The organism is Pseudodesulfovibrio sp. JC047, assembly GCF_010468615.1.
GTDB lineage: Bacteria > Desulfobacterota > Desulfovibrionia > Desulfovibrionales > Desulfovibrionaceae > Pseudodesulfovibrio.
The window spans coordinates 124,446-150,629 of sequence record NZ_WUEH01000007.1 but is presented as its reverse complement, the minus strand read 5'-3'; the positions used below and the strand labels follow the sequence as shown (position 1 = coordinate 150,629).

Here is a 26,184-nt window from a genome sequence, read left to right as displayed (position 1 = left end):
TTGATCCCTTGCCCTACGTCTCGGCGGTGCAGTTTCAATCCACGCTCCCGTGGTGGGAGCGACGAGGAAAGTTCCTCCGCATAATAACGGTGCCCCAGTTTCAATCCACGCTCCCGTGGTGGGAGCGACTGGCGACGATGTTGGCGAGTTTATGACGTATAAAGTTTCAATCCACGCTCCCGTGGTGGGAGCGACCAAAGAAGTACAAAAAAGAACAGGAGTCAAAGAGGTTTCAATCCACGCTCCCGTGGTGGGAGCGACCAAAGTCAATGGCGTGGACCTGTATCTCGGTCTGGTTTCAATCCACGCTCCCGTGGTGGGAGCGACAGTTCCTTCGGGAGCATTGGCCGGTGATGAACTTGTTTCAATCCACGCTCCCGTGGTGGGAGCGACACAGCAACACGGTCACTGTAATGATCCGTGACCTTGTTTCAATCCACGCTCCCGTGGTGGGAGCGACGCGTCCAGCTCCTCATTGACAGTCCGTCCACTGGTCGTTTCAATCCACGCTCCCGTGGTGGGAGCGACAAATCATCGAATCCTTGTCACACAGAATGAGATAAGTTTCAATCCACGCTCCCGTGGTGGGAGCGACTGGACGTATTGCCATTTATTGCAACCTCCTAAATAGTTTCAATCCACGCTCCCGTGGTGGGAGCGACTCAGGGGAGTGATGTTTATGTCCGGTCACTTGATGTTTCAATCCACGCTCCCGTGGTGGGAGCGACTCTTCAAGCTCGTCAGCCTTTAACAGCCTGTCGAGTTTCAATCCACGCTCCCGTGGTGGGAGCGACTTCGCCATGTCAACACAGACATACTGGACTGGTACAGTTTCAATCCACGCTCCCGTGGTGGGAGCGACCTCATATCATACGCTCCTTTATTCTGTCAGATCCGTTTCAATCCACGCTCCCGTGGTGGGAGCGACTGGCCTTGTGAAACTGAGGACCATGGGGGAGTCGGTTTCAATCCACGCTCCCGTGGTGGGAGCGACTCCGTTTTGGACTGGCCAATGAGTCCAAAAAGATGTTTCAATCCACGCTCCCGTGGTGGGAGCGACGTGCCGCTTCTTGTCACTTGAGTGTGGATTGTTGGTTTCAATCCACGCTCCCGTGGTGGGAGCGACTAAACGGGCCATCGTCGCCCCATCGGCAAAATTGTTTCAATCCACGCTCCCGTGGTGGGAGCGACGTGTCCTGACGCATCCGCTCAAAATATTGATGGCGTTTCAATCCACGCTCCCGTGGTGGGAGCGACCGGGGTTGATGGACGCGTCGGTCTGGAGGAAATTGTTTCAATCCACGCTCCCGTGGTGGGAGCGACTGTGGGTCACGCAAGCCCCTTGGTGTCTGGAGATATGACCCGAAATTTGCGAACCTCTTGAAGAAAAGCTAAAGCCCCTCTTTGAGGCGCACATAAAAAACATAACAGCTTGATTTTATTTGTCTATTAAAAACGCGAATCAGCCGGGATTTTGCCGACCGCTTGGGGTTCGCACTACACGATAAGCGTATCCGTTTCAGGATCATAGGTATCCCCGGCACCGTGATGTTCCACCCGACGTTGCCAGTTTTTTCCCAAAAAATAAAAACGGAGGCTATCAGCATCTTCCTTGTACGCTTCGAGCAAGCGGTGTCGAAGTTGTGCCCATTGCGCCGGATCAACCACGCATTCGAAAACCGAATATTGAACCCGTTGGCCAAAATTCTCGCAAATTTTCGCTATCCGCCGGAGCCGTTTCTGACCGCCGGAATCCTCGAAACTCACATCATAACTCACCAAAACAAGCATACTCACTTCCAGAAAAAAGGTGGATATCCATCCAAATCATGACGAATGCACCGCGCCAAGAGTTTCGCCTGCACATGAAAAACCAGTCCGAACGCCATTTTTTCCTTGAGAAACGGATGCGTCACCTCTGACTGTTTACGCTTCTGCCACCCTGTCAGCACCACCTTTCGCGTCTCATCATCCATGAACACCGCTCCGCTTTCCTTGCGGACAAATCCCCTTTCTCGCACTTCGCCACGATTCAACAGCGACAACACCAACCGATCGGCCAAAACAGCTCGGAATTCTTCCATCATATCCAAGGCCAACCCGGGACGGCCTGGTCTATCCCGATGCAAAAACCCCACCTGCGGATCAAGCCCGACCGCTTCGAGCGCGGACCGAATATCGTGCGCCAAGAGTGTATACACGAACGACAACAGGCAGTTGACGATATCCACCGGAGGACGGCGATTTCGACCCGTAAATGTAAACACATCCCGATTTTGCAAAATCATCTGGGAAAACACGGAAAAATAGGCGTTGGCGGCCTGCCCTTCCATACCACGCGCTTCATCCAACAAAAGTGGTGTCTGCAATCGACGGGTACAATCATCCAAAACCCCAACGGTGGCTGAAAGAGCCTCCCGATCAATCCGATCTCCATGGTCCCGCACGCATCGACGTAGCACGGCCCGAGAATTCACGATCTTTCCGATGATGCAGGCACGGGCAATCTCTGCCGAACTCTCGCAGTCATCCGCCATGCGATATTGCGCTCGTCGCAACAGCACATTACCACTTTGCGGCCCTCGGACACTGGCCAGAAATCGCCCCCATTCCGTCAGGAACGAAACCGCAACGCCTTTATCCGCACAATGGCCCAGCAAAAACGGACTGCACAGGACATTGCCAAAGCACACCACACCGTCAAGGACATGGATCGGGAACCGTTTTTTCTGACCGTCCTCACTCCGCACCACGACACATTCACCGTCTTTCGATAGGTAACTGCCCTGTGAAGAGACATACAATGTATTCAAAAGTTTCTTCATGATTCCAGATACTTCTTTATATACTGCGCAACCCGTTTCGTGGTCTTCGGCATACACTCACTTTTCAACGAACAGCCTCGACACGCCGGGCCATACTCGGCATCCGGGACGCGCCTTTCCTCGACCATGACATGGATATCCGCACATATGCGCTCAACCAGTTCCCGCAGGTCCGTGTCCAAAAGCACGATCTCGCGCCGACGCGGTTTTCCATAAAAAATCGCCCCCTGCTCAATGCGCACGCCAAGCATTTCTTCCAAACACATGGCCTGCGCACACACCTGCACCCGATCACAGGCATCGACCTTGGGCTGACCGCGTTTGTATTCGACAGGATAGGGAACGTCCTGCCCGGTCGAATTCGGTCGCATCTCCACCACATCGGCGATCCCGTACAGGCCCAGCCGATCGCTCCGAAGCGGGACAGCCCGGTCTTCGGCAATGCCTCCGCGCCGACCGGGAACCCCGGAATCGGCGCGGAGGTGCAACAATCGTCCTTCAGCCGTGAACCTGTTTTCCACCCAGACTTTTTCCACATGAATCAGCGCGCACTGCCGTGGGCAGTACATATAATGCTGCAATGCGGAAAGAGGCAGGGTATTCGGCATGGCTAGAACTTCACGTCCACGTCAACGCCGTCCGGGAGACCGGCTTCATCCACGGCAACCGCATAATCACCAAAGGCTCTGGCCGGGCCGGACCCGTCGCCAGTCCGTGAGACTGACACGGCATCGAATAATTTATGTGCCGGAGCGTTGCCAAGGGCGTCCCGATGCTTGAACACAATCAGGCCGCGCGCACTCATCTTGCCACGCGCTGCGGAGTGATCGTGATCGAACATATTTGCCAGAGCCTGCCACAACAACTCGACATCCTTGTCAGAAAAGCCGGTGCCCTTGTCGCCGTCCGCCAAATGTGCGGAAATGAACCCTTCGGCACGATACAAGGCATATGGCACGATATGTTTGCGGCCCATGGTGCGATTGTCCCCGTCCTGCGCCTTGGCTTCCTTTTCCGTCTCCACGGCCATACGGGTGATGGCCACTTCGGATGGAATGATCGGCTCAATGCTCTTGGCAAAGGTCAACTGCACCGGACCACGGACCTGCCCACAATTATTCAGCGTGGTGGACATGACCGCGCCAAAGGTCCGGACATCAAAGAAATTCCGGCACATCCACTGTCGGGCCGCCGCCACTTTGTCCTCTTTCTTCTTGAGATTCTTGACCTCTTCCGTGTCATAGGCAGGCTGACGGGTCAGGGACAACACCCCTTTTTCCGCCACGTAGATATTGTACCCTTCTGCACCGGATTTCGCGATATCCACATAATTCCGAATCTTTCGTTTCAGGCAGACATCCGTGACCAGACCATGCCCGGTTTCCGGATCGATACGCGGGGTGTTGCCAGCGTCCGGGTCGCCATTGGGGTTGCCGTTTTCCACGTCGAAAAGGTAGACGAATTCATAGCGATTCGAGAGAGCTGTCATGATCTAATCCTCCAATTTTTCATCTTTTTTTGTAAAAAAATCCTGTCGCTGCTGATAGTAACCAATAATGAACAGGCCCTGTTTTTCCGAGGACAGAGACGACGGGAAACCAACGGTCGAATCCAAACCGCCCACGATTTCCTGAATCTGTTTTTCCAAATTAATGGCCATTCCCTTGGAATCCTTTCGAATCTTTGCCAACCCGTGTTGAGCATTTTTCAGAATGACAGGGAACGTCCGGCCGGGGGTGGCCATTGCCGAGGCAAAAAAGCGATCGCGAACTGTGGCATTCGCATTCTTGATGGCTAATTCCTGAATCCGCTCCACAATGGCAAACAGCCTGCCGAACCGATATCCGATATCCGTATTTGTCGTATCAAGTGTCATATGAATCTCCTGATTCCTGTTGCGAACAAGAAAAGCCTTGATGAGTGCCGCCCGCAGATAATTCATTTCCTTGTCAATCCGAATACGCCCAAGCGCAGCGGTCAAGATGGTCTGTGGATACGGCTGACCAAGGGTTATGGCCCGGACAAACTGCCCGGAAAGTAATGGCGAAATGTTCTTTCCATCTCGTTGCGGGGCCAGTTCCCGCAATAACTGCCATGGTGACGGATGGGCGAAATCCGTGTCGAACCGGGGTTTGATAGCCAAGGCCCGATAATGCGCGCCCAAATTCTCCGCCATGCTGCCCACGGTTCCGACCAACCAGAACCGCACGGACAGCCGCGCCGCATTGGGCGAAATCCCGAGGACGTAAAATGGCGTTTCTGCGGAACCCAAGGCATCCGGGAACTGTCCTTGAACAAGTGCGGACAGATACAATTCCAACCGGGTCACCAACGTTTCATCGTCAGCCCGCTTGGCACCAATGCCGCAACCAAACAGTTTTTCGGCCTCGTCAGCACCATCCGACCAGAACACAATGGTTGTCTCACCGAGCTGCACCTTGTGACCGTTGTCCGCCTCCAGCAGGTAATTCAATGCCGTGGTGTACGCGAACGCGGCATGGTCCGACACCGGCGCGTTCAAACTCTGTTTCTTCCCAAAGGATTCAGCCGAATCAATATTGAATGAAACAAGTGACGCTCCGGCCATTTGCGAACCGGGAACCCCTTTGATTTTGGGATGCGTCAACGCAATGTTGCCTGTCTCGCCAGTGACCAGACACATCCCGGTCGGCTTGCTCGTATCCGCAGCCAAATGGCGCACCCACGCCTCGCGAAAAGCGGGCCGGTCGTGCAGATATCCAGGTTCGCCATCGAGCATGAACACGATATTCCACCCGATCATTTCTTCCCAGTCTGGCAGGGTCTCTGCCTGCGCCGGGTCCCATTTTTCAAGGAAGGCCACCAACGCCTTCGCACCGATGTCGTCCACCCCGTCCAAGACGGTTTTGACCAAGCTCTTGAACGCGGCATGGGTTTCCGCCGTGCGCTCCGGCTTTCCTTTGGCATCTGCACCGAGCACGTAGCCGGTATTATCCCAGGCAAAATTGGAAGCAACGCCAGCGGCTCTCAGCATAGGACCCGGCACTTCGATTTTCTTTGCCCGCCCCTTTTCATCACGCAAATCTAGAGGACGGCCCATCAAGTCGCCTTCCGGCGAAATGGACAGGCAGAAATGCACGCCCTGCCGGCCAAAGCCATAGTCCGAGACAGTGGCTTCCGAGTCGTCCAACAATCGTTGATAGTATTGAGACAATGCGTACAGGATCATGCGGTCACCCCGCCTTTCCGACAATCGACAATGCCGTTTTCCAACGTCGGGCGGAAAAAGAATGGTGTCATATCCGCCGCATAGTTGATGTCATACAGCATCCAGCCAAGATCGCGCGCGGTATCCCGAGCCAATGGCGATACGGGGATCGCACCCGAGACAGGCTCGAAAAACGCGGCAAACTCCCGACAGCCAAGATATGGCCGATGAAAGCACTGTCCTTTTTTGGCCCGCCGATTGAACATGTCCAAATGCTTGCCGTCATTGCGGTCCTCGGCAGACGTGTATTCGAAATGCGCCTCGATGACGTACTCGACATCCCGCAGCACCATGGCCGCCCGTTGCTGGCGACACTCTTCCACGAACAGGCGAACCGGATTGGTCCCGCCTTTCATGGCCGCATTCACGCCAGCTTTCCCACTGAGCGGCACCACGGTAGACACTTCGTTTCGACGAATGTTGTCAAACCGAACCGGCTTCATGACATGAATTCGATCAATGACCCACCGAATCGCGGGTTTCCAATAGATCGCCTCCAGGATGCCCCGGGCCGCCGAGGGCGTCATGACATCATAGCTGACGCGCTCCACTTTCATTTCGGGGCGCGTGAAACACGCATATTCACCCCAAACCCTCAGTTGTATTCCAGACACGAATCACACCTCCGTGTTTATAGATGACTACGCCAAAAAATCTTCCGGCCGAACCGCCTCGGGGACACCGTCGAATTGCTGTCACACATTCGATTCAAAAAACATATTTCCTTTAACGCGTTATGAAAACAAAGACAATTTACTTACGAATTTCGTATCACGTCAGATTTAAACCAATTTGAAAACTAAAACGACAATGAATAAAAAAAACAAAATAATACACCACGCAGGATTAGGTTTGATCAAATCACCCAAAATCCAAAACATCGACATCATGATTTTCATGAAGCCAGATGGGCTCTTTTGACCGTCCATGTCGAATGAAAAACTCATTTTGATACGCTCACCGACTGTGTTCAACCGACCTTCAAGGTCTATTCTTAAATCTTTCATACTAGTGAATACCTCTTTTTTTTAAATTTTAATTTATTTATTTTACGATAACGCAAATAGAAGACCTTGTCAAGTCATCAAAATATGAAGAGGTCAGCGACATTCTAAAATCATTCAACCTAGTGTTTCAATCCACACCAACCTCTTCATAAACTAAACTTGCACCAATATTTTTTTTAGGTCAACTTTACTTACGCCAAAAAATCTTCCGGCTGGGCCGCCTTGGGGAAGGTCAGGCCAAGCTGGTCGTCATACAATTCCTGCCGACTGAGCACTGCATAAGTGTCAGCCACAAACTCCACCGCTCCGATCGCATCAAGAGCCTCCAATTGATGGGTATATATCTGCACCGTATACTGTTGCAGCTCTCGCTGGATGGCCCCCGGAGATTCGACATAATGAAGCGAACGAACCAGCTCTTCAGCGCGTTCATCATAGGGAATGATGATTGGCACCATGGGGCTATCGATCAAACGGAAATCCTGTGCCGCCTGCTTGAATTTCCATTCACCCTCGTCATTACTCAAAAGTTTCATAATATGTTTTTTGTCGAACAGATCCTGCTGCAACCAATAATGATAGCTGAAATACAGAAGCATTGCATCCGGTGAAAACGCGTCCTTGTACTGTCGAAGGACCGTTTCCGTATGATGGGCCTGACTCTTGAAAACCTGCGGCAATCCCTCGGTTGGTTGAAAGACATGCACCGGGGCCAGCTCGTCGCTTTCCCCTTCCCGATTGCACCGGCCAGCGGCCTGGGTGATGGAATCCAGCCCCGCGATCTCCCGGATCACTTCGGGAAATGAGACATCCACTCCCGCTTCCACAAGCTGTGTGCTCACAACCCGACATGATTCCCCGGCAGCCAATGCGGCACGAATGTCATTCAGCCGCCGAGAACGATGGGCTGGACACATCACCGCACTCAAGTGCAACGCCCCCGGTTCACCCCGGACCATATCGAACAGCTCGGCGGCCCGGCCCCGGGTATTGACAATACACAACACCTGCTCCCGCTCCCGAACCATGGCCGCGACCGCATCCAGTGCCACTTCTCCACATTTATGCAACGTGGTACGCCTGAAGGCCTCGTGCATCCGCTTCGGGTCGGGTGCGAGTTCCCGCTCTTCGGTCAAACCAGACAGCCCGACCGCAAAATCCTCCTTGCGCAAGGCGGGTTGCGTCGCGGTACACAGGACAACGCTCGCCCCGTAGTGCGAGGCCAGCTCTTCAATGGCCCGCAAGCACGGGGTCATGAATTCGACAGGCAACATCTGCACTTCATCAAGCACGATCACGGCGTCTGACAAATTATGCAGCTTGCGGCATTTCGAGGTCTTGGACGCAAACAGCGATTCGAAGAACTGCACATTGGTGGTCACAACCACAGGTGAATCCCAATTCTCACATGCCAACCGATGCCGCCTGCTCTCCGAAGATTCCTGCGCATTGTCCTCCCGATCAAAAATGGTCTCCCCATCAAATGTGCTCTGATGTTCAATCACGGTATTGGCAGGGAAAATATCGCGAAAAACCCGCGCATTCTGCTCGATGATCGAGGTATACGGCACCACGTAGATCACTCGCCGTTTATGATGAATACGGGCGTGATCCAAGGCAAAGGCCATGGAGGTCAATGTCTTGCCGCCCCCCGTGGGAACCGTCAGGGTGAATAATCCCGGTTCGAGGCTGGCCTTGGCCCGACAATGGGCCAGGATCTCGGCCCGCAGCGCATTGATCCTCCCGTTATGGTCAAAGGACGCCAATCGACGATCCAGGGCCTCGGCAAGTTCCGCCAATGACGGTCCCGGTTTTCGCCAACCGCTTTGCTTCGCATCCATGAAGGCTTCGGTATCCAGAAAATCCGCATCCACCAGCGCGGAAAACAGCATCCGCGTGAAAAAGGCACATTCAAAAGAAGACCTTGGCACAAAAGGCAATGTCGGGTCCTCAAAGTCAGCGGCATCACCAATCTCATCGTCGGAGAGGTGATAGCCCTCTTTCATACACTTCTTTAAGGAACGGCCGTTTTCATTGCCATGATAGTCCGGTAGGCCACCATGGTGTCCGCCAATACACAACGCGGCGATATGCCCGAACTGGCTTTTTCGAGATGCCATCAACGAGGCTCCGGCCCCCTTGTGATCGGCGTGATCACGATTTTCGCCGGTCAACCGTTTTTGAAACAGTGGATTTTTCTTCCCGATATCATGCGTCGCCCCGATCAGACGCCCCCATTCCTCCGCGTTGAATGGCCGACATCGCTGTGCTGTCAGCCGGGCCACATTCTGCAAATGGTCATCCAACGACTGCCACGTTTCCGGCCCTGAATCCTCTTTCGTATGAGCGTAATAGTGCATAGCAAATCCTGTATTATTCGTTGCTGCTAAAATCGAATAGCATAGACACTCCCATAACGTAAGAGCAACGATAAACTCCTAAAATAGGATAAAACAGCACTCATTCCAGCGAAAAGAATGACCAGCTCCAAGCAGTTTTTATCTTCTTTACTTTATATAAAAAATGGTGAAACACTGGAAAAAAATAAACTTGGCAAGGACTGAGTGGAGCCGGTGCATATCCACTTCGGTCATGCTCCAACATTGCACGACGCCAAGCGAGATACGACATGGACTGGTGGACAACTCTCTCTCCCTTCTGGAAAGGCTTCATCTGCGGTGGAATCGCTGTTCCCGGAACAATCATTCTGATTGAAATCGTCATCAAGGGGTGGCTCAGGAAAAAGCACTCCGTTTAAGTATCACGGCTCCACCTCTTCAAACAGATCATGAACCCACTCGCCCTGACGAGCGGTCTCTTGATGTGGTCTTCTTTTGACCGGGTACAATTTCCCGTTTGGGCGTGCGCCATGTTTTTATCTCGAAAGAAACGGAACATGAACAACGAAACGCCCGCGAATGACCAATTCGCGGGCGTTTGTGCAAGATGCAGCCAAGCTGCATGCACCGAGTAGCTATGCCGTATGTCGTTTCATTTGATATCAGCCGGGATTTGAAGGTATGGCCTCACAGATCCCGGCGACTCAAATGGTCACTGGGTCAGCCTAGAGGCCGAAACGTTCCCCAGTTGTCGGGTATCCATAAATGGAACCGTCTTGAATCTTGATTTCATCTTCCCAAGGCAATCTGTATTCGCCCTTTGCGAAGTCCTTGACCCAGGTATAGGGGCATTCTTTCACACCACCGGGAACTGCGACGTAGCCACGGGTTCCAAGGTTGTAGATGTTGTTTTCCAGGCCCCAGTCCTTGCGAGCCTGGTCTGCCATTTTCGGGAACACTTCAGCGGTGACGATTTCCCAGGGGTTACGGTGACCCTGCTGGATGGTGGTTCCGTCGAAGTTGCACACCTGGCCTTCGCCAAAGTAGTAGAAGACACCATCGTAACCAGCGAGGTTGACGGACGCGGTGTACATCAGGTTCTGCCATGCGTTGGAACGGTTGGTCAGCATCCACTGGTCATTGACCTGGGTGCTGTAGCCGGAGATACGGATGTAGACGTTGCAGCCCTTGTACGCGGCTTCACGAGCCTGTTCCGGGAACATGCCGTCATGGCAGATACAGACAGAGAGCTTGCTACCGCCAGGACCGTCACAAACGGGCTGGCCGAGGTCACCAGGCATCCAGGGTTCAATGGGAACCCAAGGATTCAACTTGCGATATTTCAGAGCAAGTTCACCCTTGTTATTGAAGATGACGGCGGTGTTGTAAGGCATCTGATCCTTGTTGGGGTTCCGCTCCATGAGCGAGAACAATCCCCAAATGTCATTTTCCTTACACGTCTGGGCATAGCGTTGGAACAGAGGACCTTCGACATCAAGCAGGAACTCGTCGCTCACCCATTTCTTTGTATTCAGACCCTGCGAGCTGTATTCCGGCCAAACGATGAGATCCATGCCGGGATAGCCGGCTTTGGTGTTCGCCGTAGCTTCACAAATTCTGTCGATATTTGCTTCGATGTCGCGGCGCGAGTTAACAATGGGCACAGGATACTGGACCAATCCCATGAGCATACCTTCAGTCGGACGATTCATGCTGCCGATGCTTCCCATTTAAAACCTCCAATTAATTAGTGAATTGTTATGAAGATCGCAATTAGTGACAATCTTTATTACAGTGACTCTCGAGCGCTCATTCACCCTAAAGCCAGTATCGTGCCAACACCTTAAAATAGTCTTAACATATTAATATATTGAGACTTAATACAAAGCACGGCACTCAATTCACACGACCAGCCTACAAGAAACATGGTGCAGCCACTCTGCCCGACCCTCAAAAAACGCCGCTACAACGCACATTGTTCGTCCTACAAGTACGATTGTAGATACAACAAAGTTGGTAGGAGTTCTGAATTTCACTGCTGTGCAAAACACGTATTCTGAGCGGATACCTTGAAAATAATTTCAATCCACTCTATGTAGATCATATCTATTTAGTCAATGATTTAAGGTGTTTCGATTATAGAAATAACGTACTCGAGCGACAAATAACGAAAAAATAAAACGGAAGAACGACATCGAGACCATGTCCACTGAATAAAAAATGGATTGGGCTGGCTTTTGCAGGAGGAAGGCAGATCCGCACCATCACATTGTCTTGAACAGTACATGTCCTCTCGCCACAGAGCCTTCTCTGCGAATGTGAGAATTCACCGCATCCACGGACATGATCGTAACGTTTCCGGTCATGGACCCAAAGGGTGCTCGTCAGTCACAAAAGGAGCTGCTTTGAAAACGCCCCGGCAACAGCGAACATACAATCTGCTCGTCACAAACACCGCCATCGAAGATTTTTCTCTTCGTCGGGTCAGCAAAAGTTTCAGACGCTGGCCGGAATGGCAGATAGCCAGCACCGCTCTGGGAGGAATCTCCTTTCTCGCACTGGAAGCCATCGGCGCATTACTTATAATAAACTATGGATTCGCGAATTCACTCTGGGCGATACTCTCGTTGGGAATCGTCATCTTTCTTACCGGCATTCCGATTGCCTACCACGCATCAAAAGAGAACATCGACATCGACCTGCTCACCCGAGGGGCAGGATTCGGGTACATCGGCTCCACGATCACATCACTGATCTATGCCTTTTTCACCATCATCTTTTTCGCGATCGAAACAACCATCATGGCACAGGCTGTGTACCTGTGCTTTGATATCCCACTCCCCATCGGCTACCTGTTCTGTTCCCTGATTATCATCCCATTTTCCTTTTACGGCATCACCGTCATCAACAAACTCCATAACTATACGCAATTTCTGTGGCTTTTTTTATGGATTGCCCCAATAGCCATCATTATTTACACCGATCCGGACAGCGTTTCTCGATGGATGTCCTATGAAAACCACGCTGGCACTGGCGCATTTGACCCGTTCCTCTTTGGGTCAGCCCTTTCCGTGCTCTTTTCACTTATCCCGCAAATAGGTGAACAAGTTGACTATCTTCGTTTTCTGCCGGACAAGACAAAAGAGAATTCCTTCAAGTGGTGGCTGGCCGTCCTCTCTGCCGGTCCGGGCTGGATTGTCATCGGCGCGCTCAAGATTCTCTGCGGGGCTTTTCTGGTCGTCCTTTTCATCGAGACCGGAAACACCGTCACAGGCGAAACAATCGACACGGTCCAACTCTATCTCAATGTCTACGAAACCGTGATCGACAATCCCCACTATGCGCTGTTGCTGGTGACGATCTACATTATCATCTGTCAGGTCAAAATCAACGCGACCAATGCCTATGCGGGATCACTCGCCTGGTCGAACTTCTTTTCACGGATCACGGGAAGCCACCCGGGACGAGCGGTCTGGCTGTTATTCAACATCCTCATGTCCATTCTCTTCGCCCAATTAGGTGTTTTCCGAACCATGCACTCAATGCTGTTCATTTATGCAATCTTCGCCCTTTCATGGATTGGAACGATCGTCGCGGACCTGACACTCATAAAACCGCTCGGCATCGCACCCAAAACAATAGAATACAAACGGGCATATCTCTATAATATCAACCCCGTCGGGATTATCTCCCTGCTTGTTTCGCTGGCAACGGCCATCCCCGCCTATTTCGGCCTTTTCGGCATCTACGGAAAGTCCTTTTCCACGCTGATCGCCTTTTCCGTCGCCTTTATCGTCGCCCCGCTGGTCGCCATCATCACCAAAGGCAAATATTATATCCGGCGTGAAAATACCGTGGTCCAGAATGACAGCATCATGACCTGTCCCATTTGTGAAAAGGAATACGGACAAAATGAAATGGTCTATTGCCCAAATCGCAATAGTCACATCTGCTCGCTGTGTTGCGTTCTGGACAGCATTTGCGGTGGGAAGTGCGAACATGTTGATTTGAAGCAACAAAAGCAGCAGACGCCCTCACCCAGAGAAGCTTTCATGAAAAAAGCGAAACGTTTTCTCCAGCATTATCTGATCATCTCCGTTGTCCTCGGCGTCATCTTTTCGTCCAGCGTTTTCCTGTCCGAACACTCGGACTATCAACTCTGGCAGAACTTCAAATGGTACGTCATCACCATCTACATTTTTACCCTGCTCATCATCGCCGTCTGGGTTTGGTGGTTCACGCTCATACAGGAACGCCGAATCGAGGTGGAGGAAGAGCTTGCCTTCCAGATCGACGAACTGGAACAGGAAGTTCACGCTCGCAAACGAATCAGTGAAAAGCTTAATAAAACAAGTAAACAGCAAAAAATGATTTTGGAAAATGCCACCATTGGCATTGCCTTTGTGGTCAAGTCGAAATTGAAATGGTGCAACACCAGATTCCTTGACATCTGCTTTATTCCACGCGGGACGAAACGTCCAAAGACCACAGAAGAACTGTTTCTCGATAAGAAACTCTATGCCCGAGTGAAAAGGGATTCCGAAGACTTCCTTCGCCAAGGCCGCCATTACAATTGTGAAATGCCATTACAACTCAATGAGACGGAAAGCGAATGGCGCAAGCTGTCAATCAGTGCCATTGATTCCGGCAATCCGAACCAGGGCGTCATCTGGTTACTCAACGATATCAACCGTCAGAAAAAAGCGGACAAGGCCCTGAAAGAAAACCGGAAGCGGCTGAAAGATCTCAATGAAAGTCTGGAAGAAAAAATCGATAAACGGACCAAAGAGCTTGAACAAAGCTACAAATCACTCCACCAGGCCGACAAGATGGCTTCGCTTGGTATTCTCGTGTCCGGAATGGCGCATGAAATCAACAACCCGTTGAACCTCATCAGCCTGAATTCACAGACAATGAATGAAATCTGGCAAGGCATGATGGAATACCTGAGTCAGCAAAACCAGGATGATGATGACATCTGGATCGGCAACCTGCCTTTGGATTACGTCCAGACAAGTATCCCCAAACTGCTTCTTGGCATCAATGAAGGGGCGGATCGAGTGTCCACCATTGTCCGAAACCTGAAAGACTACTCTCGGCAATCTCCGGTCAAAATGGACGGCGAAGTAGACATCAACAAGGCGTTCAGATCGGCACACATGCTGCTCACCAATCTAATCAAGAACAGCACGGACAATTTCATCATCCTGACCAGTGACGAACTACCGACATTTACCGGAGACCTCCGCCGCATCGAGCAGGTGCTCGTCAACCTGATTCAGAACTCCTGTCAGGCGTTAAACAGCAAAAAAGACCCAATCCTCATAGAGACATACGCAATAAATGAAAAAATCTATTTCAAAATTACCGATCAAGGAGTCGGCATTGCAAAAGAAGATCTGAAGCACGTTCGCGATCCATTCTACACGACCAAAAGAGAATGGGGAGGCACCGGTCTCGGGTTGTCTGTTTCGGCGGGAATTATCAAGGAGCATGGCGGTGAAATCAGTATTGACTCAAAAAAGGGACACGGCACATGTGTCACTTTGTCATTCACCAGCTCCAATCGAGTTCAATAGATCGTAAATGAGGTGAATTATGAAAAAACATTTATGCCCTTCACATCCTATTCTTGTTGTCGATGATGAAAAATCTGCGTTGCAAAGTTTTGAAATGGCCCTGTTTGCATCGGGGTACACGAATGTCATGACCTGTGAAGACAGCCGAAAAGTGATGTCCATGGTTGAAAAAAACCCACTGAGCCTTGTCCTGCTCGACATGGTCATGCCAAACATCTCCGGCCCGACGCTGCTCAAGATGCTCAAGGAAAAATACCCGTGGCTCCCGATCATCATCGTTTCAGCCGTCAGCGACGGAAAATCCGTGATCCAGTGTATGCGGGACGGGGCACGAGATTACATTTTCAAACCCGTTGACAAAAATGAACTGGCCAAACGGATTCGAAGCACCCTCGAATTCAGGGACATGGAACAGGAAAATGCACGACTTCGCGAACAGATCCTCGAAACAAAACTGAAAGCCCCCGAAGTATTCACAAAGATACTCACGCAAGACCCAAAAATGCTATCGATCTTCAAATACTGTGAAGCCGTGGCCGGAAGCCAGAACCCCATTCTCATCACCGGAGAAACCGGTACCGGCAAAGAACTCATTGCCCAGGCCATTCATCAGTTGAGCAATCGCACTGGCGAATTCGTCGCGGTCAACGTGGCGGCCTTTGACGACCCGGTATTTGCGGACTCCCTCTTCGGTCATGTTCGTGGCGCATTCACAGGAGCGGACAAGGCACGGAAGGGGCTGGTGGAACAAGCCAACGGCGGCACGCTGTTTCTCGATGAAATCGGGGACCTCAGTCTGAGTTCACAGGTCAAGCTCCTCCGACTATTGCAGGAGCAGGAATATTTTCCGGTGGGATCCGATCTGCCCAAAAAAGCGAATGTCCGGGTGGTGACTTCCACCTTAAAGAACCTGACAGCCTTGAAAAAAAGTAAAAAATTCAGGGAAGATTTGTATTATAGGCTGGTTGGACATCAGGTGACCCTGCCCCCGCTGCGGGAGCGGCTCGGAGATATTCCCTTGTTGCTGGACTATTTCCTCGAATGTGAAGCAACAGAGCAGGGAAAAACGAAACCGGCCTACCATCCTGAACTCATCAATTTTCTGCGAACCTACTCCTTTCCCGGAAACATTCGCGAATTCAAGGCCATGGCCAGCGATGCAGTGAGTCAGCACTGTTCCCGAATGCTGTCCTCCGCCAGTTTCAAAAAGCACATTATCAATGAAGATCTGCTGGAACAGGACACTCCGCACCCCGAAGAAGAACAGTCTTGGGAAAGCCTGAATTTCTCTCCGGAAAAAATCCCACCGCTCAAGGAAGTCGTCACCAAAATTTCGACCACGCTCATTCACACGGCCATGGAACGGTCTGGCGGCAACCAGAGCGCGGCCGCACGAATTCTCGGCATTTCACAGCAGGCATTAAGCCTCAAATTGAAAAAAATGAACGCATAACCCCCCGCCAGTCTCTCGCTCACGCGACAGACCGCACATCGCACCACACGCCAAAAGGGACCGTCTCCACGACACGCTCCCTTTTGGCGTTTTTCGTCATGTTCCATTCTGAAAAACATACCCCGTTTTTTTCCGATCACGCCCGACCCAACTCTCACAATAAAATTTGTAGTCACTGATTTCGTTGTACTGACAAAATCCTTGCAGTCCGCCCGTTTCATGAGGCCGTCCCGGAAACAACAAAATCCGTTGTACCCCTTCGTGTTCCAGACTCTTTTCGGAATATAGTTTTTATATAATTAAAACGGGTAATTAAGCTAACGACACATCGTGGCACAGTTGTCGCAAAAGGAAGAACAACAACTTTTCAAGGAGCAAGCTATGCCTATCTATGAACTGCACTGCAACGGCTGTGACACCGACTTCGAGGTGCTCGCCGGTTCGTGCGATGACGCAATCCAATGTTCTCACTGTGGCTCAACAGATACCCACAAATACATTTCCCTGACCACGTACCGTCATGCCGACCACTGGATGAAAAACATGATGAGCGCGATGCACAAGTCGCAGGAGCGCGACAAGCTCAAAAAGGAATTGAAGGCTCAAACGCTGTAACCACTCTTGCTCAACCACGTTTCAAGGAGATGAACAATTATGGAAGTGCTGCAAAAAACCCCACTGTGTCGGTTCGTGGACGCATGTCTGCGCGGATGCGGACAGGTCATGTTCCAAAACAACGCGCTGACAGGATTTCTGTTTTTTGTCGGGATATTTTACAATTCCTGGCAATTGGGCGTCTGCGCCGTGCTGGGGACAGCCGCTTCCACGCTGACGGCCATGGCACTTGGAGCGGACAAGGGACTGATTAAAAACGGTCTTTTCGGATTCAACGGAACACTCGCCGGAATCGCGCTTCCATTCTATTTCGTCTTCAGCCCCGACCTGCTGATCTATGTGGTCCTCAATGCGGCCCTGACCACGGTCATCATGAGCGCACTCGCGAATTTCCTCGGCAAATGGGGAATGCCGGCACTCACCGCACCGTTTGTTCTGGCCACATGGATTCTGATGTTCTGTGCCTCAAAATTCGGTTTTCTTCAGGCGGGTTCCCTGCTGAGCATCTCGATTCCCGATCCTCACGCCACCGTCGAAATCGGGTCACTTTCAGTGATGACCTTCATGGATGGAATAACCAAGGGCATTGGCGAAGTCATGTTTGAAGACAGCATGGTCACCGGCATCATTTTCATCATAGCCATCGCGGTCAATTCCCGGATATCCGCCCTTTTTGCCATCTTCGGTTCCCTGATCGGACTGGTGACCGCGCTCGTCATGCAATCACCGGAAGCACCGCTTCGCCTCGGCCTGTATGGATATAACTCGGTCCTGTGCGCCATCGCTATGGGCGGACTCTTCTACTATCTCAACTGGAAAACATTTCTGTACGCGACATTCTGCATGATCATCGGCTCCATTGCCCAAGCATCGATCAGCGTGCTCCTCGCTCCAATCGGTATGCCTTCACTGACATGGCCATTTGTCATCGTCACGTGGATGTTCATGTTCGCCAGTCACGATTTTGAACACATAGCCGCGGTTCCAGCAGCGGTCCTCGGGACTCCTGAACACAACCTAAAGCACCCTTAGCCTTAGACAATCCCCGGAGTACAAAGGACGACTGCTCCCACAAAGGCCCGGCTATCATAAAGGCTGGAGATGAATCGCCTCTCATTTCCAGCCTTTTTTCACCCACTCATCAACTCAAGCAGATGTGCCATGGAAAAAAAACACACGACCTACATGTATTGCACCAATCCGCGCTGTTCTCACCTAAATACGACCCACGAACCGGACTCGTATTTCAATGTTTACTCGATCGAATCAGACGAACAATCCGCGCCAAAGGCCTGCCCCTATTGCAAGACCCCGATGCGTTCAAGCTGTCCACACTGTCACCATACACTGCAAACCAAGCCCTCGAATTTCTGCCCCCTGTGTGGTGGGGCACTCAACACGGCTCCCGACGAAGCCATCTACTGCCGAGTCTGTGGCAGACGAATGTATGGAGAGACTCCGGGAGACATTCCCCTCTGTTCCGAGAACTGTGTCAGTGCGTTTATCACAAACAACATAAAGACCTGCGATCAATGTGGAATGCGTTTTAATTCTGCGGCGAAAGAAACCCGCAGCTTCACCAAAGTCCCCGCTGGAGGTGGAATTGATGAAACATATGATTTTTGCTCGGAACACTGCATGGAATCGTTTTTTTCACTGCTCACAAAAGCGTCCTGAAACGACGTTCTTTCTTCAAATTGAACCATCCAGACCAGACAAAGGATAGCCAATGCGATACATTATCATCAACGACACACCGATCGAATTCAAAGAGAATCAGACACTCCTGGAAGCGGCCACGGAAGCAGGAATCAACATTCCGACACTGTGCCAGGGAGACGTGTGCAATTGCGATTCCTGCTGCGAACTCAGTGTCGCGGAAAACATTGCCACCGGAGAGCTGATCTCCACGTCAACAACCCTTGCCTCGGAAGGATTGACGTTGACAACCGAATCTCCCAAGGTCTTTGCAGCCCGCAAGGAAAAGCTGACATCAATCTTTTCCACGGGGGCACACAACTGTTTTTCCGCCAAACTCCCTGAGGGCAAATGCGCTCCGGGCCATCTCGAAGCCCGGGAACTGGAATGGCATGACCATGATTGCCCGGCCAAAGGCTCATGCACGTTGCAAAAGCTGGCAGGCAAGCACAAGGTCGCGGTCAAGGACGTTCCGCTGACCATTGAAACACCCATTGTGGACAACCACTCCCCCTTTATCGCCCGGGACTACAGCCGGTGCATCAAATGCGGTCAATGCATCGCCGTTTGTCAGGATATCGGACAAAACGCCATTTCTCGCAAAGCCTACAAAGGCACCTGGCATCCGTCTGTCGATATGGTCAAATGCACGCATTGCGGTCAATGTGTCGAAGCATGTCCCGTGGGTGCGCTTTTCGACAAGAAAGCCCTTGGAATCGCGAAAAAAAAAGTCAAAAAAGTCCAGACAACCTGTCCATATTGCGGGACCGGATGTCAACTGACCCTGCACGTCAAGGATGAAAAGATCATCAAGGTGACTGCGGATGAAGACGTGTTGCCCAACAAGGGCAGACTGTGCGTCAAAGGCCGTTTCGGCTATGACTTCATCTATTCCGAAAACAGGCTCAAAACACCGCTCATCAAGGAAAACGGGAAATTTCGGGAAGCCTCCTGGGACGAGGCCCTTGACCTGGTCGCGTCAAAATTCATGGAAATCCGCAAGGAATCAGGCCCGGACGCCATCGCTGGTTTGAGCTGTGCCCGAAGCATCACCGAAGATTCATACAACATGCAGAAGTTGCTCAGGGGGAGCATCGGGACGAACAACATCGACCATTGCGCACGAACCTGACACGCGCCCACAGTCGTCGGTCTGACGACAATGCTCGGTTCAGGTGCCATGTCCAACAACTTTGAAGATATTGAAAAGGCGGAAACAATCCTCGTCATCGGTTCAAACATGACCGTGGCACACCCGGTTGTCGCAACCTTTGTTCACAATGCCGTGGAAAACGGCAAAAAACTGGTTGTCATTGACCCTCGTGCGACCAAGCTCACTGAGTGGGCCACCATGCATTTGCGTTTGGAAATTGGCTCTGACGTTGCGCTGATAAACTCCATCATGCACGTGCTCATCAACGAAGAACTATATGATGTGGACTATGTGAAGAATTGGGTCGATGGATTCAATGACCTCAAGAAGACCGTGAAACGGTATGCTCCCGAAGCAGTGGAAAAAATCACCGGCGTACCGGCACAGCAGGTCGTGGATCTCGCGCATCTGCTCGCCGAATCCAAACCGGCCATGCTCATCTACACACTGGGAATCACCGAGCACACCTCCGGCGTGCACAATGTCTACAGTTGCGCCAACCTGCAACTGTTACTCGGGAACATCGGTATTCCAGGTGGAGGCGTCAATCCATTACGCGGGCAAAACAACGTTCAGGGTGCCTGCGATGCCGGAGCATTGCCCGACACGTTCCCCGGCTATGAAAAAGTCGAAGACCCCGCCGCTCGTCGGAAATTCCAGAAGGCCTGGAATGTCTCGGAACTCCCGGCCAAGGAAGGCATACGGCTTCCCGCCATGCTGGATGGGCTGAAAACCGGCAAGGTCCGTGGATTCTACGTCTTTGGCGAAGATCCCGCGACAACGGAACCGGATATGCATCATGTCCATGACTGCCTTTCTTCGGCCGAATTCATGGTCTGCAACGACATCTTCCCCACCAAGACCACCGAATATGCGGATGTGGTGTTCCCGTCCGCTGGATGGAGTGAGGATGACGGAACATTCATCAATACCGAACGTCGGGTCAACCGTGTTCGCAAAGTGTCCCCGCCTCCAGGAGAGGCCCGGCCAAACTGGTGGATTTTCCGCGAACTGGCGAAACGGATGGGCGATATCTGGGAATCCTCCTGCGCACAAGAAATCTGGGACAACGAAATGGCACCGCAATGCGCTATGTTGAACGGCATCTCCTATGACCGCCTTGAACACGGTTCATTGCAATGGCCGGTGCCACACGCGCATCATCCGGGCACACCGCATCTCTTCAAAGAGACACCCCGACTGTTCCGCGACATCAAATTCAAGGACGAAAAAGCGCACTTCCAGGCCGTTGACTGGACACCGCCAGCGGAAACACCTGACAGTGAATACCCGCTCATCTTGAGCACTGGCAGACGACTGTATCATTACAATTGCAGTTCCCAAACAGGCAATGCCATCGGACTCAATGAGTTGCTGGATGAGGAAATCGCCGACATCGCACCGGAAGACGCCAAACGGCTCGGGTTCAAAACCGGCGAGATGATCCAACTCACATCCCGGCGTGGCACCATTACGGTTCGGGCCAATGTGACATCGGAAGTCCCTGAAGGTATGGTCTGGATGGCTTTCCACTTCTATGCAAACAATTCAAACTGGCTCACCAACTCGGCGTCGGATCCGATTTCCGACACCGCAGAATACAAAGCCTGTTCCGTCAGGATCGATTATCCTGCGCCATAAAAAGCGCACAACGATTTTGTAGGCACCGTTATGGGCGAACAGGCCGGGGGGGCATCGTGCCTGTTCGCCACACATCACTCCAGGTCAGCGATAAACTCCCGCGGACCTGGAGTGATCTATGTCCATGAAGGCCTCGTTCAATTGGGGTACAACGGCGAGACCTTCGGCGACCAAAGCGGGAACCTCACTCACGAGGTTCCCGCTCTGATTATGCCACGCAATGTGTCTGCATTTGACATGAAAATACATCACGTATTCTTGAAAATATTCTCATTTCACGTTGTACACGAATTCATCACCACACTATTTCTCACAAAAAAAGACCGCCGGGCAACTCCCGACGGTCGTTTTTTTGCTTGTGGTTACTGCTCTTCAAGAGCGAGAAGCCATTGGCGGAATATCTGCGGATATTCAAGCACACTGGAATCTCCATAAAATGGGAGGGTATAGATTGCACCGTTCTTGATGGCCGGAATATCGGCCAGGGCCGGATTCTTCTTGACCGCTCTGTGCAAGGCCATCTGAACGGCAAAACCGTTGCCGGTCGCGACAATCACGTCGGGATTCGCTTTCTCCAACCCTTTGAGACGACCAGCCGACACATGCCCTTTGCTCACCTTCATGGTGTCGGTCAACATGGCTTTTGACGCATTGACGCATCCCAAAGGATCGAGCATGTACTGATCGGAATACCCGCCGGGGGCCTCAATCCGAATAAATGTCTTGCCTGTAGCCACCGAATAGTTGCCATTCAGGACAAGCACCCGCCGACCAAGTTTTTTCGCAGGCATCGCCGCTTCGACTTTTTTCATGGCCTTTTCATACGATGCGATAACCAAACGGCCTTTGTCTTCCTTGTGCAAAAGCTGTGCGGCTTGCGTGATGGCCGGGACAACGCCCTTGGTGAAATCGACATATTCAATGGTCACATTCGGCACATCCTTCACCAAATCCGCAACCTTTTCCAAGGTCACTTTCTGCTTGTACAGGCAAAACTTGGTGCTCTTTTCGAGAATCAACCGCGTTATGCCCCGCTCTTTCATGAAGTTCCCAATGGCCTCAGGGTGTTTCATCGTCACATAATTCGGGCAACCAAGCACCTGCGTGGCCAAGCGAAGGGCCGGAGCCTTGTCATCCCACATCGACAGCCGCACGGACATTCCCTCTGGCACCACGCCGAGTTTCAGGGACACATCGACCAACCGATCGCCAACCATGACCGCCTTGATCCTTTCCGGGGCCTTTGCAGGAGACGCAGAAGCTCCCGACAAGGTACAAAGGACAGCCAGACAACCGAGGCACGCCGCAATAAACAGCACACGAATTTTTTTCATACATATTCTCCGTCAGATTAAAAACAAAACCCAAGTCGGGTCACGACCTGAAAATCCTCACCAAGCCCATATCGACTATTTCGATCCGGGGTCGCTGACTGTCCATTGAGATACCGATAGGCAACAATGGGAACACCCAGAGACAGGTGGGCCTTTTCCGCAAATTTCCAATGAATACCGGGCGTGATGTAAATGGTGTGTCCGCCGGTGCTTTTCGCTGCCGAGCCGTCGTACCAATGCCGCTTCTGGTCCACACCATTGAGTTCGAGTTCTACATCGAAATACTTGTTCAAGGCATACCCGTAGCCAAAGTTATATTTGAATTGGTTGCCCTTACGAGAATCGTGCGCGCCGTCCCCGGAAATCGTGTACATGAAATGGGCGTCCACCCGAGAGCGTCCAAAGAACTTGGTGGCCCCCAACTCGAATTTCGGGTCCCACGAGCCTGTGCCCAATTGCGCACCCGGTCCCATGTATTCATGCGCCGTTGAAAACGGAAAATCATTTTTCGTATCCGAATCCCCAGTCGGCATCTTGAGACCGGCCCCAAAGGCGAGGTTCATCCAGTCACCTTTGCGTTGACTCATGAGCGCATACCGCCCCATGACAACAACATCACCCAGCCCCTGCACAGTGTTGGTATCGGCGGACCTCGGCGGGTTGCCATAATTGCGATCAACCGCCTTGTCCCAAAACGGGACCATGACCCGGGCCTCGAAATTTTCAAAAAGCCCGGCCTTGGCCGTCAATTGCACCGACTGATTTACCCGGTCATATTTGCCATTATATGTCCCGGTTTTTCTCGTTGAACCATCATACAAATTATTCTTGTGAACATACCGATACTTGACACTCCCCGAGATCTTCCCCTTGGGCAAAACAATCCCATTGGACATGTTGACCAGCCCAATGCACTTGACCGGCTTTGTATCCGGTCGCCCCTTGATGGCCTGCTCGGACTCGACACCGCCACCCATGATCGGCCCGGCAAAAGCTCCGTGGACTCCCCACACAAAAATCGCGACCGCCAAACACCCAAAAAAACCTATAAGCCGTTTCAAAACGATCTCCTGATGCTGAATTTCTTCATACGCATTCCACAGACACAGCAATCGATTATGAATTTCATTATCATTGCTGAGTCCCAATACGACCCTCTTCAAGCACATGTCAACACATTATTATCGTTGAATTTATACTATAAAAGTATGATATAGAGTTTTGTTGACACTTCCGCTCAATACTCCAAAAATACAAAAAACTTCGCTCTAAAAAACAGTTTTTCAATATCTGAAACCATATTACAAAAAAGGAGCTTTCTTCCAAGGAGTTACACGAAGAAAAAGCCATGTTTCTCCAGATATGCTCACCATCCGCGACAGGCAGCCTTCGGCCTGTATCAAGGCATTGAGACCCAGTATCCACAGAGACCATGAAAAAAACTTTCTCCCTCGCTTTGATGCGATGAACGGAAGCAGCAAAAGAGGCTCTGAAAATTGGAAATAGGCCAACCAGTCGTCAGACAGACTACCGAAAAAGGTTATCAAAACCGCACACACGAAGCGGCACCCGAAGGTGCCGCAGTGCGTCAAACCACATGGTTCATATTTCGGCATCAGGGTGTTCAAGCCCTGATGAATTGGGCCTAGAGTTTCTCCAGAATGCTTTCAGTCCAGGCTGTGACTTCATCACTTTCAGGATCGCCATCAATTTTCAAGGTATCACCGAGTATGATCGCCCCGAGGCTTTCCGCCTTTTCTTCAATGGCATCCACGGCTCCGCAAAAGAATTCATAGGAAGAATCGCCGCACCCAAAGACCGCGACCTTTTTCCCTTGCAGACCAGCCTTGTCCAAATCATCAAACAACGGAACAAAATCATCCTGCAATTCGATTTCATCATCACCCCAGGTGGATGATCCGAGGAAGAGGGTCTCGTACCCGTTGGCCATGCCATCCACCGACACATCGGCGGCACTCACGATTTCGACGGACCGTCCGTTCTTTTCCAGAATCTTGGCGATATCGTCCGCCACACTTTCGGTATTCCCGGTCGTTGATCCGTACACAATCAGCGTTTTGTTCATATGAACCTCACAGCGTTGAAGAGTTCCTTGTCACACGACACAGAGTGCCGCTGGGGAAACCGTCCGCCCTCAAAGCGAGCGGTCTCCCCTCACATACAGTGAGGAATGGTCAAAAGCCGATACATACCTAGTCGCTCCATGGGCCTTTAATGGTGCTTGGCCGACGGCTGTTTGCGCTCATTGGGAACCAACACCACCAACGTGGCCGTTTGTTTGCTTTGCAAATATTCATCTTTTTTATCCGCAGGGGCATCGGTTTTGATAAAATACCGAATGAACCACTTCCCAGGCTGATCCAATGAGACCTTGAAGGTATCGCCTCGGACATCTTTACCGGGATGATACAGATCTTCCGCCTCGGTCGAATACCCGCCGTAGGTCGCGTCCCAATGGCCAGAACCAGTATAGCGTGCGCCATCCCGAAACACCTTCAGAATCAACGTGTTTCCCTGCTTCAATGTGGTGGGGTCCTGCATGGGGACCAACTCCAATGGCAATCCCACACGACCAAGATACTGTCCATCCGATTCGCCGCAGCGGACATATGTCTTCGCATACTGCTTGCTATACAAGGACTTCACGATCTTGGAGGCCTGATCTTTGACCGCACTCATGGGTTTGATCGAATTCCGGTTCCGCCCTTTCAGATCAACCCACTTGGTATAATGCCCAGGGTGTGTTTCAGCGGTCAGGACATAGGTCCCCGGAACATCATATTCCACCATCTGTGATTGCAGGCAGGTTTCCGCACGAGGGGCAATCGAAACAGCTTCTCCGTCAGGCCTGAAGACCTTGATAGAATCGAGCTTGTTCGCACGCACGCCGTCATCCACTGGGAAATGATGGCCATAGGCAAAAAACAACGGCGTTTTCTTCCCCTCACTCACACGGTGCCGTCCCGATTGAATATACAGGGAATGTGCCGAAGCCATGTCTATTCCGACCATGAACAGCAGCACCACGACAATGCCCAGTCCTCCCCACAATTGACGAACGGAAATCCGTCCTTTCAACACGCTCCTACTTTTCATTCTTTTCCCCTTTTCCTTTATTCACACAATATGCGCCGGAATCAATTTCCGCTCCACTACTGCATCCTCCCGAGCACCCGCAACCGCCTCCCTTATTCCGCAACTGGGATCGTATCTTGACAAAAACAAAACAGGCGGCAACCACGATAATCGCTATGGCGACGAACGTATCCATT

The 26,184-nt window shown here is 51.6% G+C and carries 20 protein-coding genes and 1 CRISPR repeat array (1 of these 21 cut by a window edge); of the genes, 7 read left to right on the top strand and 13 right to left on the bottom strand.

The features are described from left to right. Nucleotides 1-1,323: direct repeats of the CRISPR family, unit length 32 nt; unit sequence GTTTCAATCCACGCTCCCGTGGTGGGAGCGAC (it extends 2,816 nt beyond the left edge of the window). 174 nt (nt 1,324-1,497) lie between these two features. The 7 genes from cas2 to cas3 all read right to left on the bottom strand — a co-directional run bounded on the left by cas2 (nt 1,498) and on the right by cas3 (nt 9,439). Beyond that, a complete protein-coding gene (cas2, locus tag GO013_RS06545; RefSeq protein WP_163809377.1) occupies nt 1,498-1,791 on the bottom strand; it encodes a CRISPR-associated endonuclease Cas2 in 294 nt (97 codons plus the stop codon). Between the two features lie 2 nt (nt 1,792-1,793). Beyond that, nucleotides 1,794-2,825 (bottom strand): type I-C CRISPR-associated endonuclease Cas1c, encoded by a 1,032-nt coding sequence (gene cas1c, locus GO013_RS06540; RefSeq protein WP_163809375.1) that lies wholly within the window; start codon nt 2,823-2,825, stop codon nt 1,794-1,796. Continuing rightward, complete coding sequence (gene cas4, locus GO013_RS06535) at nt 2,822-3,433, bottom strand: CRISPR-associated protein Cas4 (protein ID WP_163809373.1); 612 nt, start codon at nt 3,431-3,433, stop codon at nt 2,822-2,824. The genes cas1c and cas4 overlap by 4 nt, the downstream gene beginning before the upstream one ends. Before the next feature lie 2 nt (nt 3,434-3,435). Beyond that, complete coding sequence (cas7c, locus tag GO013_RS06530; RefSeq protein ID WP_203529429.1) at nt 3,436-4,314, bottom strand: type I-C CRISPR-associated protein Cas7/Csd2; 879 nt, start codon at nt 4,312-4,314, stop codon at nt 3,436-3,438. Nucleotides 4,315-4,317: 3 nt separating this feature from the next. After that, nucleotides 4,318-6,033, bottom strand: a complete 1,716-nt coding sequence (gene cas8c, locus GO013_RS06525; RefSeq protein WP_163809371.1) for a type I-C CRISPR-associated protein Cas8c/Csd1 — start codon at nt 6,031-6,033, stop codon at nt 4,318-4,320. Beyond that, entirely contained in the window at nt 6,030-6,686 is a 657-nt protein-coding gene (gene cas5c, locus GO013_RS06520; protein ID WP_163809369.1) for a type I-C CRISPR-associated protein Cas5c, read from the bottom strand. Before cas5c ends, cas8c begins: the two co-directional genes overlap by 4 nt. A gap of 584 nt (nt 6,687-7,270) precedes the next feature. Then, nucleotides 7,271-9,439, bottom strand: coding sequence for a CRISPR-associated helicase Cas3' (cas3, locus tag GO013_RS06515; protein ID WP_163809368.1), 2,169 nt, complete (start codon nt 9,437-9,439; stop codon nt 7,271-7,273). Between the two features lie 269 nt (nt 9,440-9,708). On the opposite strand from cas3, the gene GO013_RS17380 reads away from it, so the two are divergent. After that, on the top strand, nt 9,709-9,837 hold the full coding sequence (locus tag GO013_RS17380) for a hypothetical protein (RefSeq protein ID WP_275406330.1): 129 nt from the start codon (nt 9,709-9,711) through the stop codon (nt 9,835-9,837). Between the two features lie 306 nt (nt 9,838-10,143). Here GO013_RS17380 and GO013_RS06510 read toward each other — a convergent pair whose 3' ends face one another. Continuing rightward, nucleotides 10,144-11,148 (bottom strand): formamidase, encoded by a 1,005-nt coding sequence (locus GO013_RS06510; protein WP_163809366.1) that lies wholly within the window; start codon nt 11,146-11,148, stop codon nt 10,144-10,146. 675 nt (nt 11,149-11,823) lie between these two features. Here GO013_RS06510 and GO013_RS06505 point away from each other — a divergent pair. The 6 genes from GO013_RS06505 to fdhF all read left to right on the top strand — a co-directional run bounded on the left by GO013_RS06505 (nt 11,824) and on the right by fdhF (nt 21,557). After that, complete coding sequence (locus tag GO013_RS06505) at nt 11,824-14,997, top strand: ATP-binding protein (protein ID WP_163809364.1); 3,174 nt, start codon at nt 11,824-11,826, stop codon at nt 14,995-14,997. A 19-nt stretch (nt 14,998-15,016) separates the two neighbouring features. Continuing rightward, on the top strand, nt 15,017-16,450 hold the full coding sequence (locus GO013_RS06500) for a sigma-54 dependent transcriptional regulator (RefSeq protein ID WP_163809362.1): 1,434 nt from the start codon (nt 15,017-15,019) through the stop codon (nt 16,448-16,450). Between the two features lie 381 nt (nt 16,451-16,831). Continuing rightward, nucleotides 16,832-17,065 carry a zinc ribbon domain-containing protein gene (locus GO013_RS06495; protein ID WP_163809360.1) on the top strand — a complete coding sequence of 78 codons (234 nt, stop codon included), beginning with the start codon at nt 16,832-16,834 and terminating at the stop codon, nt 17,063-17,065. Nucleotides 17,066-17,104: 39 nt separating this feature from the next. Then, a complete protein-coding gene (gene yut, locus GO013_RS06490; RefSeq protein ID WP_163809358.1) occupies nt 17,105-18,097 on the top strand; it encodes an urea transporter in 993 nt (330 codons plus the stop codon). 129 nt (nt 18,098-18,226) lie between these two features. Continuing rightward, nucleotides 18,227-18,742: a hypothetical protein gene (locus GO013_RS06485; RefSeq protein ID WP_163809356.1), complete on the top strand. Its 516-nt coding sequence runs from the start codon at nt 18,227-18,229 to the stop codon at nt 18,740-18,742. 52 nt (nt 18,743-18,794) lie between these two features. After that, nucleotides 18,795-21,557 (top strand): formate dehydrogenase subunit alpha, encoded by a 2,763-nt coding sequence (gene fdhF, locus GO013_RS17215; RefSeq protein ID WP_163809354.1) that lies wholly within the window; start codon nt 18,795-18,797, stop codon nt 21,555-21,557. Between the two features lie 362 nt (nt 21,558-21,919). Here fdhF and GO013_RS06475 read toward each other — a convergent pair whose 3' ends face one another. The 5 genes from GO013_RS06475 to GO013_RS06455 all read right to left on the bottom strand — a co-directional run bounded on the left by GO013_RS06475 (nt 21,920) and on the right by GO013_RS06455 (nt 26,183). After that, nucleotides 21,920-22,891, bottom strand: coding sequence for an ABC transporter substrate-binding protein (locus GO013_RS06475; protein ID WP_163809352.1), 972 nt, complete (start codon nt 22,889-22,891; stop codon nt 21,920-21,922). Between the two features lie 17 nt (nt 22,892-22,908). Continuing rightward, nucleotides 22,909-24,039 carry a transporter gene (locus GO013_RS06470; RefSeq protein ID WP_163809350.1) on the bottom strand — a complete coding sequence of 377 codons (1,131 nt, stop codon included), beginning with the start codon at nt 24,037-24,039 and terminating at the stop codon, nt 22,909-22,911. 497 nt (nt 24,040-24,536) lie between these two features. Beyond that, the gene (locus GO013_RS06465) at nt 24,537-24,977 is read right to left on the bottom strand and encodes a flavodoxin (RefSeq protein WP_163809348.1); all 441 of its coding nucleotides are present in this window, start codon (nt 24,975-24,977) and stop codon (nt 24,537-24,539) included. A gap of 146 nt (nt 24,978-25,123) precedes the next feature. After that, nucleotides 25,124-26,008 (bottom strand): DUF4198 domain-containing protein, encoded by an 885-nt coding sequence (locus tag GO013_RS06460; RefSeq protein WP_163809346.1) that lies wholly within the window; start codon nt 26,006-26,008, stop codon nt 25,124-25,126. Further along, a complete protein-coding gene (locus GO013_RS06455; RefSeq protein ID WP_163809344.1) occupies nt 25,998-26,183 on the bottom strand; it encodes a FeoB-associated Cys-rich membrane protein in 186 nt (61 codons plus the stop codon). The genes GO013_RS06460 and GO013_RS06455 overlap by 11 nt, the downstream gene beginning before the upstream one ends. Between the last annotated feature and the right edge of the window lies 1 nt (nt 26,184).